Origin of the sequence: Labrenzia sp. 5N (assembly GCF_012395805.1) — a bacterium.
Classification (GTDB): Bacteria; Pseudomonadota; Alphaproteobacteria; order Rhizobiales; family Stappiaceae; genus Roseibium; species Roseibium algicola.
In genome coordinates this window covers 155,058-167,717 of record NZ_JAAZTM010000004.1, presented here as the reverse complement: position 1 = coordinate 167,717, position 12,660 = coordinate 155,058, and the positions used below count along the sequence as shown (strand labels likewise).

Below are 12,660 nucleotides of genomic sequence, written 5' to 3'. Positions count from 1 at the left end.
CTCCGGATAGTGACAGACGGGATCAGACGTTGAGCAGCAGGTATTCCCGCTCCCAGGGGCTGATCACGGACATGAAGGTTTCAAATTCCTCGTATTTGATCGCGCGGTAGGTGGCGACGAACTGTTCGCCGAACACCTCGATCATCTCGTCGGATTTTTCGAACTTGGCCAGCGCCTCTGGCAGACCTCGCGGCAGGGACTTGGACCGTTCCGAGCAGTCGTCGGATTTAGGGGAATCCGGCTTGAGCCCGTGGACCATTCCCAGGTACCCGCAGGCAAGGCTTGCGGCGATCGCGAGATACGGGTTGACGTCGGACCCCGGTACCCGGTTTTCCAGACGGCGTGCCTGGGCGTTGGAATAAGGCACACGCAAACCCACCGTGCGGTTGTCGTAGCCCCAGTAGACATTCACCGGTGCCGTCGAGGTCTTGGAGAACCGGCGATAGGAATTGACGAAAGGCGCCATGATGCAGGTGACCCGCGGAAGGAACCGCTGGTGACCGGCGATAAACGACAGGAACGCCTGTGTTTCCTCGCCGTTTTCATCCGCGAAGATGTTGAGGCCGGTTTCCTTGTCGACCACCGACTGGTGGATATGCATGGCCGAACCGGGCTGGTTCGACATCGGCTTCGACATGAAGGTGGCATACATTTCGTGACGAAGCGCGGCCTCTCGGATGGTGCGCTTGAACAGGAACACCTGGTCAGCCAGGGCCAGCGGTTGGCCATGGCGCAGGTTGATTTCCATCTGCGCTGCGCCTTCCTCGTGGATCATCGTGTCGATCTCGAGGCCCTGCTGTTCCGACAGGTCGTAGATGTCGTCGATCAGGTCGTCGAATTCGTTCAGCGCGGAAATCGAATAGGACTGCCGGCCGACTTCCGGACGGCCGGACCGGCCACGCGGCGGCTCAAGCGGATAGTCAGGATCCGTGTTCGGACGGACGAGGTAAAACTCGATTTCCGGCGCCACGACAGGTTCCCAGCCCTTGTCCTCGTAGAGTTTGAGAACACGCTTCAAGACATTGCGCGGGGCGGTCTCGACCGGTGCACCCTGCCGGGTGACGGCATCGTGGATCAGCTGCGCGGTCGGGTCGCTTTCCCAGGGCACGGTGGTAAGGGTGCTGTAGTCGGGCTTGAAATAGAGATCGCCGTCGATGGGGTTGTGCTGAAACCAATCGTCGTCGTCCGGATAATCGCCCGAGATCGTCTGTGCGAAGATCGAAGCAGGCATCGTCATCACCGGGCCGGAGAAAAACTTGCCAGTCGGCATCATCTTGCCGCGGGCAACACCGGCAAGGTCCGGAACGATGCATTCGATATCCTGGATGTTGCGCGCGTTGAGCCAGTCACGGGCCGCATCGACATCCGGAACGCCGCGCAGGCTGTCGATCGGATTTTCGCTTTCGCTGGCAGGCGTTTCAGCAGTCACAAGAAGCTCCAATGGTTTTGGCACTTTGGCCGGGGCAGGGAAGGCCATTTGGACGGCAAACAGGGGCGTTATCAAGTGCCTGTCTGCATGGGACTGTCCCGGGTCGGAGAAATCATTTTGTGATCACAAAATGACATGGCTTTCAAAAAGGATCAACCGCCTGATGCATTTGACAGGATTTCCTTGCCGAGAAGCCCCATGCCGTCGGCAATATCGGCCGCGATCGCAGCCCGCAGTGCAGCGCCGTCCTGATCTTCGATCGCGCGGATGGCTTCCTTGTGACGGTCCTCAAGACTGGCAGTGCCGACCCGTCCGTAAACCGTACGCATGAATGGCGCGAACTGCAGCCAGAGACTGTCGATCAGCGGCAGCAGAACCTTGGATCCGGACGCTCTGTAAATGCGGAAGTGAAAGGCGTGGTTGAGCCGCATGTAGGCTTCTGCATCGCCACTTGTGAGCCGCTCGTCGATGTCGTCATCGATCGATTGAAGGTCCTTTGCATCCTTGGATGTCAGGTGCGGCAGGGCCAATTCGGCCAATTCCGGTTCCAGAAGCAGTCTTGCTTTCAGCACCTCGTCGAAGCGGGCCGGGGTCATGTCGGGTATCTGTACCCGGCCGTTCGGTTTCACCTCGAGAGCGTTTTCTGCCGCAAGCCGTTGCAACACTTCGCGCACTGGCATCGGGCTGACGCCAAGTTCTGCGGCAAGCCCCCGGATTGTCACGGCTTTTCCAGGTATGAACCGGCCTGTAAGCAGCCCGGACCGGACGGCGTTGTCGACCTGCCCACGGGTTGCGCCACGGGACGTGGAGGGGCCGCTGGCCTCCTTCACGGGGCCGGATTGCAAAGCGGATTGCCGAAGGGCCAAAGACGTCCTCCCGAAAAAGTCAAACGGTCAATTTATGCGATCCCGCTTGACAGCGTTTTCCGAAAGTGATCACATTTTTGAAAAGGACGCAAACAAAAGCTGCCGGCTGCCGCAGGAGTGCGGACGGCTCAGTCCAGCAAGACGCAGGGGCGTAAAAACTCTAAATGAACGAGCTTCCCCACCAGATCCTCGAGCATCCGGCGCTGCCCGGCTGGAAGACGGACTTCGAGGCCTTCATGGCCGCCCATCCCGATCTTGATACGCTCGAGGTCATTCTGCCCGATACCAACGGCGTGCTGCGCGGCAAGTGGTTGCCGGGCAAGGCGCTCGAAAAGGTATTCGAGGGCGGCGTGGCCTTTCCCTATTCGCTTTACGGTCTTGATGTCTGGGGGCGCGAGGTCGAGGCCACCGGCATGCATCTGGAAACGGGTGACAAGGACGGTGTCTGCTGGCCGATCCCCGAAACGCTGAAGCTTGTTCCCTGGACCGACCGCAAGACCGCCCAGGTGCTTTTGTCCATGTACGATCGGGACGGCGATCCGTTCCTGGCGGACCCGCGTCACGTTCTGGAAAACATGGTCGACCGGCTGAAGGACGAATTCGGCGTGACCGCCACCTGCGCCTTCGAGTTGGAATTCTATCTGTTCGAGGAAAGTGACGGCGACTGGACGGAGCAGCCCAAGCCGCTGTTCTCCACCCATCTCGGCCCTGCCCGCCAGAACATGTACGCGCTGTCCGACCTGGAGGCCTTGCTGCCGGTGGTGGACGATCTGCGGAAGGCCTGCGAGGTTCAGGGCATTCCGGCGGACGCCGCGGTTTCCGAAGCCGCGCCTGGCCAGTTCGAACTCAACCTGCACCATCGTCGCAATCCGCTGCTGGCGGCCGATGACGTTGTCATGCTGCGCCGCCTGGTGGCAGGTGTCGCCCGCAAGCACGAACTCAAGGCGTCCTTCATGGCCAAGCCTTTCGTGGAATGGCCCGGCAACGGCATGCATGTGCACGTGTCCATGGAAGACGATAACGGCAATTTGTTCGCGGATCCGGAAACCGGCGCAGACCGGCTGGGATATGCCATCAACGGTCTTTTGAAGACCATGCCGGAAGCTCTGTTGCTGTTCATCTCAACCTTCAACGGTTTCCGCCGGATGCAGCCTGGCTCCTATGCCCCGGCCTCCATCTGCTGGGGCTACGACAACCGCTCCGTGGCGTTGCGCGTTCCTGCCTCGACACCGGAAGCTGCCCGTGTCGAACACAGGATCGCAGGCGCCGACGCCAACCCCTATCTTGTGCTGACAGGCATCCTCGCCGGCATGATGGAAGGCCTCAGGCTGAAAAAGGATCCGCCTGCGCCCGTGACCGGCAATGCGTATGAGAAACGCAAGAAGCGACTGACCCCCTGGATGGACGAAGCCATTGATGCTTTTGAAGCCTCCAAGCTGATGAAACAGGCGGTCGGAAAGGAAATGCACAAGGTACTTACCGAGATCAAACGGGAGGAACTGAACGAATTTGGGCGGGAGATCTCATCGCTTGAGCGACAGACGTATTTGTGATCGGCTGCTGCCCAAAATCGACGCTGGACAAAAACCGGCGCCATAGCCAATCTGCGGGACAGACAAGACGCAAACAGCGCAAATGTCCATTTGCATTCAGGCACTAGGCCACCAAAGGGCCACTGACAAAACTCTGAGGGGAGTTCTCAAATGACGTTTAAATCCATGTTGACCGGGGTCGCCGTTCTCAGCCTGATGAGCGGTGCTGCATTCGCCCAGGACAAGGTCGTGAATGTCTACAACTGGTCCGACTACATCGACGAGACCATCCTGGAAGACTTCACCAAGGAAACCGGCATCAAGGTTGTCTACGACGTGTTCGACAGCAACGAAGTGCTGGAAACCAAGCTGCTGGCAGGCGGTACCGGCTACGACGTCGTCGTTCCGACCGGAACCTTCCTGGCCCGCCAGATTCAGGCCGGTGTTTTCTCTGAACTCGACAAGTCCAAGCTGACCAACCTGTCCAACATGTGGAAGGACATCGAGGCACGCGTCGACAAGTATGATCCGGGCAACAAGCACTCGATCAACTACATGTGGGGCACCACCGGCTTCGGCTACAATGTCGACAAGGTGAAGGCCGCGCTCGGCGACAACCCGCCGGTGGACAGCTGGGATCTCCTGTTCAAGAAGGAGAACATCGAGAAGCTGAAGGATTGCGGCGTGTTTATCCTGGACGCTCCGACCGAACTGATCCCGGCTGCCCTCAACTATCTGGGTCTCGATCCGGACAGCAAGGACCCGGCGGAAATCGAAAAGGCCGGTGAGCTCCTGATGTCGGTTCGCCCGTACATCCAGAAGTTCCATTCTTCCGAATACATCAACGCTCTTGCCAATGGCGATATCTGCCTTGCGGTCGGCTGGTCCGGTGACGTTCTGCAGGCGCGCGACCGTGCGGCGGAAGCCGACAACGGCGTGACCGTCGAATATTCGATCCCGAAAGAGGGCGCGCTGATGTGGTTCGACCAGATGGCGATCCCGGCCGATGCTCCGCACAAGGAAGAGGCGCACGAGTTCCTGAACTACATCATGCGTCCTGAAGTGATGGCGAAGGCTTCCAACGTCGTCTACTACGCCAACGGCAACAAGGCGTCGCAGGAATTCCTCAACGAGGACGTGATCGGGGATCCGGCGATCTACCCGACCGAGGAAGCGGTGAAGAACCTCTACACCGTCACCCCCTATCCTCCGAAGGTGAACCGGGTCGTGACCCGCACCTGGACCTCGGTCAAGAGCGGCCAGTAAGCGAACACGAACACCGCCGGGCCCTTTCCAAGGGTCCGGCGATTTAGTCTTGGGAAGGTCTCTTAGGGGTGGGAGATTGTTTTGGCGAAGAAATCGATTGGACCGGTGCGTCGGGCCTACAGCCCGTGGGACGATCCGGACAAGACACCGTTTATCGAATTCCGGAATGTCACAAAGAAGTTCGGTGATTTCACCGCGGTCAAAGACCTGTCCCTGAAAATCTACGAGCGCGAGTTTTTCGCGCTGCTTGGTGGCTCGGGCTGTGGCAAGACCACCTTGATGCGCATGCTGGCGGGTTTCGAGACACCGACATCAGGGCAGATCTTTCTGGATGGCCAGGACCTGGCCGGAATTCCGCCCTTCAAGCGTCCCTCCAACATGATGTTCCAGTCCTACGCGCTGTTTCCGCACATGAGCGTCGAGAAGAACATTGCCTTCGGTCTGAAGCAGGACAAGTTGCCGGCCTCGGAAGTTGAAGCGCGCGTGTCCGAGATGCTGCGACTGACCAAGCTGGAACAATTTGCCAAACGTCGTCCGCACCAGCTCTCCGGTGGCCAGCGCCAGCGCGTCGCGCTGGCTCGCTCGCTCGCCAAGCGCCCCAAGGTGCTGCTGCTGGATGAACCGCTCGGCGCGCTTGACCGCAAGCTGCGTGAGGAAACCCAGTTCGAGCTGATGAACATTCAGGAAGAACTGAAAATGACCTTCCTGATCGTGACCCACGACCAGGAAGAAGCCATGACAGTGGCCGATCGTATTGCCGTCATGGACAAGGGAGAACTTGTGCAGGTTGCGACCCCGGCCGAAATCTACGAAGCGCCCAATTCCAAGTTCGTTGCCGACTTCATCGGCGACATCAACCTGATCGAAGCCAACGTCATCGAGAAGTCGGACGTCGGTACGAAGCTGCGTTCGGTCGCGGACAACTTCTCCATCGAAAGTGATCAGGTGACCGACGCCGCCGTCGGCGATCGGGTCTGGTATGCCATTCGTCCGGAAAAGGTCCGCATTGCCCAGGGGCGCCGCGAAAAGGGCGTCCCCAACAGGATCGACGGCGTTGTCTGGGACATCGCCTACCTGGGGGACATGTCGATCATCCATTCGAAAGTCGGTGACGACGACGGCGATACCTTGCGTGCGACCTTCGCCAATGTCTCGCGCATGGTCGAAAACCCGATCACCTGGGATGACGAGGTCGTCATGTCTTTCGACCGGGACGCCGGCGTCATTCTAAAAGGGTAGGAGGAAACGATGTCCGACGTACACGTTCCCGCTCAACCCAAACGGACGCTCGGCGGCTGGCTGCTGATTTCGGTGCCATACATCTGGCTGCTGATCTTTTTTCTGGCGCCGTTCCTGATCGTCTTCAAGATTTCCCTTTCGCAGGTGGCCGTCGCCATTCCGCCCTATGTGCCGACCTTCGATCTGGCAGAAGGCTGGAACGGTATCTGGGAAAGCGTCTCGGAATTCTCCTTCGAGAATTATGTCTGGCTGACGGAAGACGACCTCTACTGGAAATCCTATCTGTCGTCGGTTGTCATCGCGGCTATTTCAACGCTTCTGACGCTCATCATTGGCTACCCGATCGCCTATGGCATGGCACGCAGTCCGCAATCCTTGCGTCCGACGCTGTTGATGCTGGTGATCCTGCCGTTCTGGACCAGCTTCCTGATCCGCGTCTACGCCTGGATCGGTATCCTGAAAAACGAAGGCCTGCTCAACCAGCTTCTCCTGATGCTCGGCATCATCGACGAACCGCTGGTGATCATGAATACCAACATCGCGGTCTTTATCGGCATCGTCTATTCCTACCTGCCGTTCCTGGTTCTGCCGCTTTATGCCAGCCTGGAGCGGCTGGACGGCAGCCTTTTGGAAGCCGCCGAAGACCTTGGATGCCCACCCTGGAAGGCCTTCTGGAAAATCACCGTGCCGTTGTCGCTGCCCGGTGTCATCGCGGGGTGTTTCCTGGTGTTCATTCCCGCCGTCGGTGAATTCGTCATCCCGGATCTTCTTGGCGGGTCCAACACCCTGATGATCGGCAAGACGCTCTGGGTCGAGTTCTTCAACAACCGCGACTGGCCGGTGTCTTCTGCGGTTGCCGTGATCCTTCTGATGATCCTGGTGGTTCCGATCGTGCTCTTCCAGAACCAGCAGCAGAAAATGTCGGAGAGAGATGGATGACGCGCGGCCCGACCTGGTTCAACATCACCTCGCTGGTGGTAGGCTTTTCGTTCCTTTACCTGCCCATCGTGCTGCTGGTGATCTACTCCTTCAACGAGAGCCGTCTGGTGACGGTCTGGGGCGGCTTCTCCACCAAGTGGTACGCGTCGCTGCTGCAGAATGATCAGTTGCTCGATGCGGCCTGGGTGACCCTGCGGGTTGCCTTTGCGTCGGCCACACTGGCAACGATCATCGGCACCATTGCTGCACTTGTGCTGGTGCGGTCCGGACGCTTCGTCGGCCGGTCTCTGTTTTCCGGCATGATCTTCGCGCCGCTTGTGATGCCGGAAGTGATCCTCGGCCTGTCGCTGCTGCTGCTGTTCGTGGCCATGGACTATACGCGTGGTTTCTGGACAGTGATGCTGGCGCATACCACCTTCGCCAGCTGTTATGTGGCCGTTGTCGTCCAGTCGCGTCTGGTCGGCTTCGACAAGTCGATCGAGGAAGCCGCAGAAGACCTCGGCTGCCCGCCGGTGAAAACCTTCTTCCTGATCACCTTGCCGATCATCCTGCCAGGGGTCATTGCCGGCTGGATGCTGGCCTTCACCTTGTCTCTGGACGATCTGGTGATCGCCAGCTTCACCACGGGACCAGGCGCCACCACGCTGCCAATGAAGATCTACTCACAGGTGCGCCTTGGCGTGACACCGGAAATCAATGCGGTCTGTACCATTCTCGTTGCTCTGGTCACCATGGGCGTGATTGCCGCCTCCATTGCGACCAAGCGGCAACAGGCGCAAAAGGAGCGGGACGAAAGGGCGGCCTTTGGCGCGGAAGGGTGATGATTTCCGAAGCTTCCAGAAGTCGGTGATATTGTGTAGACAATACTGAATTTTAACAAAACCATGCCTATTTTACGGTCGGGCGGTACACTTCATTGGTGTGTCCGGGCCGATGGTTTTTATTGGGGTATTGCGAGTGATGGCATTGCGGGAAACAGAGCATCTACTGGCTCTGGAAAGCAGCGCTATTTCCCGGATAAAGGTTCGTGAACTCGAAGCTCCAACGCTTTCGGATATGAGCGGTCTTTGGTCTTCGTTGAAGGGCGGCGTGGTGTCGACGCCGTTTCAGACACCGGAGTTTCTTGCAGCTTTGCAGGAAACCAAACTGAAGACAGGTGATTACCGATTTTCAGTGGGCGTTTTCGCGGAGCAAGGCGAGGAAGCCTCTCCCTGTATGCTGTTGCCGCTGGTGCGGTTCCAGCGTGGCCCAATCCGGGTCGTTGGCATGCCGGATTTTGGTCTCGCCGATCAGAATGCACCGGTTCTTGGTGCAGGATGCCGGGCCTCCAAAGAGTGCCGGGTTGCAATGATCCGGGCATTTTTTGAGCGTCTCCACGATGCGGATATCGTCGACATACATAAACTGCATGGCCGGATCGACGCCCGGGAAAACCCATTGAACTTCATGCCGGAAACCATTTCCCAGAACAGTTCCCTTCTCCTCGATCTTCGCGATGGAGAGGGGTCGGACAATTGGTGCGGCAAGTCCATCTACAAGAAGACCAGATCCAAATTTCGCAGGCTCGTGAAGGAAGGTGTCAGCCTGGTTGAGGCTGAAACGCCTGAAGAGCGAACTGAATTGTTCAAGACACTTGCGGCGCAGCGCAGCGACAGGTTCCGACAGCTCGGGCGGAAAGACAGTCTGGAACGTGAAGACCGTGCTGACTTCTACATCCGCCTTGCGCAGATGGAAGCTTCGTCCTCGCCTTTCAGGGCCATCGCGCTGAAGTGCGGAGAAGAGACCGTTGCGGCCATGGTGTTGATGATGTCTGGTTCCCAGGCGACCGCCGTGCTGGTGTCCATCGGGGATCCGCGGTGGCACGCCTTTTCACCGGGCATGGTGTTGTTTGCCAAGGCGATACAGCACGCTGCGCAAACCGGTGTTCGCTGGTTCAGCTTCGGCACAGGACAACAGGAATACAAGCAGCGGTTCGGTGGGGTTGAGCAACCTTCCCGACGTCTTCTTATGCCACTCAGCACGCGTGGACGGCTCTTTGTCGGTGCCCGTGAAGCGCATCGTGCCGCTCAGGATATGCTTCAGATCGCGTTGCGCAGGAATGGGGTGGATACGTGACGGAGATGTCGGGCGTGGCAGGAAAGGAGACCTTCCGCGGGCAGGTGGCTGGGCAGAAGCTTCATGTTGTCTGGCATGAGAAGCCCGGCGCGGACCTTTTGCACTCGCTTTGGGCTTCACTACCCGGCGGAGCCATATGTTCGGCGTTTCAGGCACCGCGGTTCGTCGAGTGCTTTTTTCAGGAAATGGCACCTGCTGCCTGCGACACTTTCGGAGTGCTTGCCGCTTATCGCGCCGGTTTGCAGGACCCGCTTGCATTGCTGCCGTTGATCCGTTTCAGGAAAGGTCCGGTTCGCATCGCATCCACTCCCGACCTCGGCGTGGCAGACCAGAACGGCCCGGTATTGAGCGAGGCGCTCGCAAGCGAAGGCGATGAAACGGTGCAGGCGGTCATGTCCGCCATGATCGAAGCCATCCCGGGTGCCGATGTGGTGGACATCAAGAAACTGCACGTATCGATAGGCCGAGCTGATAATCCCTTCTTTGTGCATCCAAATGCGAGCCCGGAAAGCAGCAGCCTCTTTCTGGAAACTGACGCCCTGCTCGCCGCCGGGGCCAAATCCGGGATAAGTATTTACAAGAAGGCAAGGGTCAACTTTCGCAAGCTCCAAAGCGAAGACGTTCAGTTGGTCGAAGCAACGACCCCTGAAGAGCGTGTGAAAATTCTCGAAGCTCTGATCGTCTCCAAGGAGGAGCGTTTCAAAGCACTCGGCCGCGCCAATTCCATGAAACAGGACAACCGGGAAAACTTCTATCGCGCCCTGGCGGCCCAAGCGGGGCAGGAAAATCCCCTGAAGGTTCTGGCGTTAAGGTCCGGTCACGACGCCATCGCCGTTGTTGCGATGTTGGTGGAAGATGGCTACGCCACCCTTATTCTGATTTCGATCGGGGCGGAGCAATGGCACCGGTTTTCACCTGGCATGGTGGCACTGGTCCAATCGATCTATTGGGCGCGGGACAATAACATTCGGGTCTATGGTTTCGGTACGGGTCACCAGGGTTACAAAAGCAGGTTCGGCGCCACGGAACAGCCGACACGACGCATGCTTTTGCCGCTTACGGTGAAAGGTCACGCGGCGATTACTGCCCTGAAGGCAAAACGGAGTTTCCAGGAAACCGTTGATCGCTGGAAACATCGGAAAACCGCTCAGACAGCCTGATCGGGAAATGTTATCCCGCTCGCGGTGGCCGGATCAGGTAGATGACCAGCCAGATCGGCACGACGATGAAGGCGCCCAGGATCATGTTGGGAATGGCCCAGTCCCGAAACTCCAGCAGATAGATCCAGAGCTCCAGAGGGCTCATGCCGACGGAGCCCAGAATGTCCTGCGCGGTGATGTTCACGAAGGAAAGACCCGCGCCGACGAGCAGCGAGATGACCGCGATCTTGAAGAATGTCGACAGAAACGGGAACACGGTGCGTAGTGTCTCTCAGTAGGCTCAAGGTATCCGGTGCGCTGGAGAGTGGCGGTAACGCTCCGCGAACGGTGCCCAATTCTTGCCGTTAAGGATTTACAAACCATAAACAACTTGCCGGAAACCGCCCAAACCCGCGCTGCAACGGCAGTTTGGCGTCGGGCAAAGTGACGCAAATCGATTAAGTGACGGGCCATTCATGTTTTTCGCTGCAACGCGGGAAAGAGCTCTTGACCCGGTCGAACCAAGCGGCGAATGTGCGCCTCACGCATGTAGCGGTCTTAAACGGGAGTGAAACATGAACAAAATTTATCCGGACGCAAAGGCCGCCCTCGAGGGGCTGACCTTTGACGGCATGACGGTGATGGCCGGCGGGTTCGGCCTCTGCGGCATTCCGGAAAATCTGATCGTGGCGCTCCGGGATTCCGGAGCCAAGGACATTACGGCCATTTCCAACAATGCCGGTGTCGATGACTTTGGCCTCGGTCTTCTGCTGCAGACCCGCCAGATCAAGAAGATGGTTTCGTCCTACGTGGGTGAAAACGCGACCTTTGAAAAGCAGTACCTGAACGGCGAGCTTGAGCTTGAATTCAATCCTCAGGGCACGCTGGCCGAACGCATTCGCGCTGGTGGCGCAGGCATTCCGGGCTTCTACACCAAGACCGGCGTCGGTACGCTGATTGCCGAAGGCAAGGAGCACAAGGACTTCAACGGCGAGACCTACATCATGGAAACCGGCCTCGTGGCCGATGTGTCGCTGGTCAAGGCCTGGAAGGCCGACAAGGAAGGCAACCTGATCTACCGCAAGACCGCGCGTAACTTCAATCCGATGATGGCAACCGCCGGCAAGACCTGTGTCGTGGAAGTCGAGGAGATTGTCGAGATCGGTGAACTCGATCCGGACAACATCCACACCGCCGGCATCTTCGTCGACCGTATCATCGTCGGCAGCCACGAAAAACGTATCGAAAAGCGCACCACGCGCGCAGCCTGAGGGAGAAAACATCATGGCCTGGACTCGTGATGACATGGCAAAGCGTGCCGCGCAGGAACTGGAAGACGGCTTCTATGTGAACCTGGGCATCGGCATTCCGACGCTGGTATCCAACTATATTCCGGAAGGTGTCCATGTGACCCTCCAGTCGGAAAACGGCATGCTCGGCATGGGCCCGTTCCCGACTGACGACGAGGTTGATGCAGACCTCATCAACGCCGGCAAGCAGACCATCACCGAATTGCCGCAGACCAGCTACTTCTCGTCTGCCGACAGCTTCGGCATGATCCGTGGCGGTCATATCGACTTGTCGATCCTGGGCGCTATGGAAGTGTCCGAGGGCGGCGATCTCGCCAACTGGATGATCCCTGGCAAGATGGTCAAGGGCATGGGCGGGGCGATGGATCTCGTCGCCGGCGTCAAGCGCGTGGTGGTGATCATGGATCACACCTCCAAGGCTGGCGATCCCAAGCTTCTGAAAGAATGCTCGCTACCGCTTACCGGCGTGAAATGCGTTGATCGCGTGATCACCAATTTCGGTGTCTTCGATGTTGTCGAAGGCGGCCTGAAGGTGGTTGAACTCGCTGACGGCGTAACGCTGGATGAGGTCAAGGAAAAGACCCAGGCAACGCTTCAGTCATAAGGCAAGATGCGCGCTTCGGCGTCGTTTTAAATCAAGGTGTCTGCGGTCTCGCAGGCACCTTTTTTCATGGCCGCTTCACCCAGCTCGTCGATTTTTTCAATAAAAACAGACTGTTTGAACGTGTCGCAGGCGCAATTTGTCCCGAATTGGAACCAATTCGTAGAATTGGCGAGGAAAATTCCAAATTCGTTAATAGATCGAATTGCGAATAACCCGCATAA

The 12,660-nt window shown here is 58.2% G+C and carries 12 protein-coding genes; 9 read left to right on the top strand and 3 right to left on the bottom strand.

Annotation, left to right across the window (positions count from 1 at the left end; all coding sequences use genetic code 11):
• Positions 1 to 22: 22 nt before the first annotated feature.
• Together HEP89_RS03825 and HEP89_RS03820 are read right to left on the bottom strand one after the other, a co-directional pair.
• A complete protein-coding gene (locus HEP89_RS03825; protein WP_031269805.1) occupies positions 23 to 1,429 on the bottom strand; it encodes a glutamine synthetase family protein in 1,407 nt (468 codons plus the stop codon).
• A 152-nt stretch (positions 1,430 to 1,581) separates the two neighbouring features.
• Positions 1,582 to 2,259, bottom strand: coding sequence for a GntR family transcriptional regulator (locus tag HEP89_RS03820; protein WP_055657586.1), 678 nt, complete (start codon positions 2,257 to 2,259; stop codon positions 1,582 to 1,584).
• 200 nt (positions 2,260 to 2,459) lie between these two features.
• Here HEP89_RS03820 and HEP89_RS03815 point away from each other — a divergent pair, with 200 nt between their 5' ends.
• The 7 genes from HEP89_RS03815 (at position 2,460) to HEP89_RS03785 (ending at position 10,546) form a co-directional block, all read left to right on the top strand.
• Positions 2,460 to 3,848 (top strand): glutamine synthetase family protein, encoded by a 1,389-nt coding sequence (locus tag HEP89_RS03815; protein WP_023002189.1) that lies wholly within the window; start codon positions 2,460 to 2,462, stop codon positions 3,846 to 3,848.
• Positions 3,849 to 3,998: 150 nt separating this feature from the next.
• A complete protein-coding gene (locus tag HEP89_RS03810; protein WP_031269801.1) occupies positions 3,999 to 5,093 on the top strand; it encodes a polyamine ABC transporter substrate-binding protein in 1,095 nt (364 codons plus the stop codon).
• Between the two features lie 81 nt (positions 5,094 to 5,174).
• Positions 5,175 to 6,332 (top strand): ABC transporter ATP-binding protein, encoded by a 1,158-nt coding sequence (locus HEP89_RS03805; RefSeq protein ID WP_168691368.1) that lies wholly within the window; start codon positions 5,175 to 5,177, stop codon positions 6,330 to 6,332.
• A gap of 9 nt (positions 6,333 to 6,341) precedes the next feature.
• A complete protein-coding gene (locus HEP89_RS03800) occupies positions 6,342 to 7,271 on the top strand; it encodes an ABC transporter permease subunit (RefSeq protein ID WP_055657590.1) in 930 nt (309 codons plus the stop codon).
• A complete protein-coding gene (locus HEP89_RS03795; RefSeq protein WP_023002185.1) occupies positions 7,268 to 8,092 on the top strand; it encodes an ABC transporter permease subunit in 825 nt (274 codons plus the stop codon). The genes HEP89_RS03800 and HEP89_RS03795 overlap by 4 nt, the downstream gene beginning before the upstream one ends.
• A 139-nt stretch (positions 8,093 to 8,231) precedes the next feature.
• Positions 8,232 to 9,386, top strand: coding sequence for a GNAT family N-acetyltransferase (locus HEP89_RS03790; protein WP_168691367.1), 1,155 nt, complete (start codon positions 8,232 to 8,234; stop codon positions 9,384 to 9,386).
• A 14-nt stretch (positions 9,387 to 9,400) separates the two neighbouring features.
• A complete protein-coding gene (locus HEP89_RS03785) occupies positions 9,401 to 10,546 on the top strand; it encodes a GNAT family N-acetyltransferase (RefSeq protein WP_168691366.1) in 1,146 nt (381 codons plus the stop codon).
• A gap of 10 nt (positions 10,547 to 10,556) precedes the next feature.
• On the opposite strand, the gene HEP89_RS03780 is transcribed toward HEP89_RS03785, so the two are convergent.
• Positions 10,557 to 10,802 (bottom strand): DUF6460 domain-containing protein, encoded by a 246-nt coding sequence (locus tag HEP89_RS03780; RefSeq protein WP_006940008.1) that lies wholly within the window; start codon positions 10,800 to 10,802, stop codon positions 10,557 to 10,559.
• Positions 10,803 to 11,100: 298 nt separating this feature from the next.
• Here HEP89_RS03780 and HEP89_RS03775 point away from each other — a divergent pair, with 298 nt between their 5' ends.
• Both HEP89_RS03775 and HEP89_RS03770 read left to right on the top strand, forming a co-directional pair.
• On the top strand, positions 11,101 to 11,796 hold the full coding sequence (locus HEP89_RS03775) for a CoA transferase subunit A (RefSeq protein WP_023002182.1): 696 nt from the start codon (positions 11,101 to 11,103) through the stop codon (positions 11,794 to 11,796).
• Positions 11,797 to 11,809: 13 nt separating this feature from the next.
• Positions 11,810 to 12,439: a CoA transferase subunit B gene (locus tag HEP89_RS03770; protein WP_023002181.1), complete on the top strand. Its 630-nt coding sequence runs from the start codon at positions 11,810 to 11,812 to the stop codon at positions 12,437 to 12,439.
• Positions 12,440 to 12,660: the final 221 nt, after the last annotated feature.

Coding starts and splice junctions, on each gene's coding strand:
- HEP89_RS03815 (WP_023002189.1), top strand. CDS start 2,460: ATGAACGAGCTTCCCCACCAGATCCTCGAGCATCCGGCGCTGCCCGGC.
- HEP89_RS03810 (WP_031269801.1), top strand. CDS start 3,999: ATGACGTTTAAATCCATGTTGACCGGGGTCGCCGTTCTCAGCCTGATG.
- HEP89_RS03800 (WP_055657590.1), top strand. CDS start 6,342: ATGTCCGACGTACACGTTCCCGCTCAACCCAAACGGACGCTCGGCGGC.
- HEP89_RS03795 (WP_023002185.1), top strand. CDS start 7,268: ATGACGCGCGGCCCGACCTGGTTCAACATCACCTCGCTGGTGGTAGGC.
- HEP89_RS03790 (WP_168691367.1), top strand. CDS start 8,232: ATGGCATTGCGGGAAACAGAGCATCTACTGGCTCTGGAAAGCAGCGCT.
- HEP89_RS03775 (WP_023002182.1), top strand. CDS start 11,101: ATGAACAAAATTTATCCGGACGCAAAGGCCGCCCTCGAGGGGCTGACC.
- HEP89_RS03770 (WP_023002181.1), top strand. CDS start 11,810: ATGGCCTGGACTCGTGATGACATGGCAAAGCGTGCCGCGCAGGAACTG.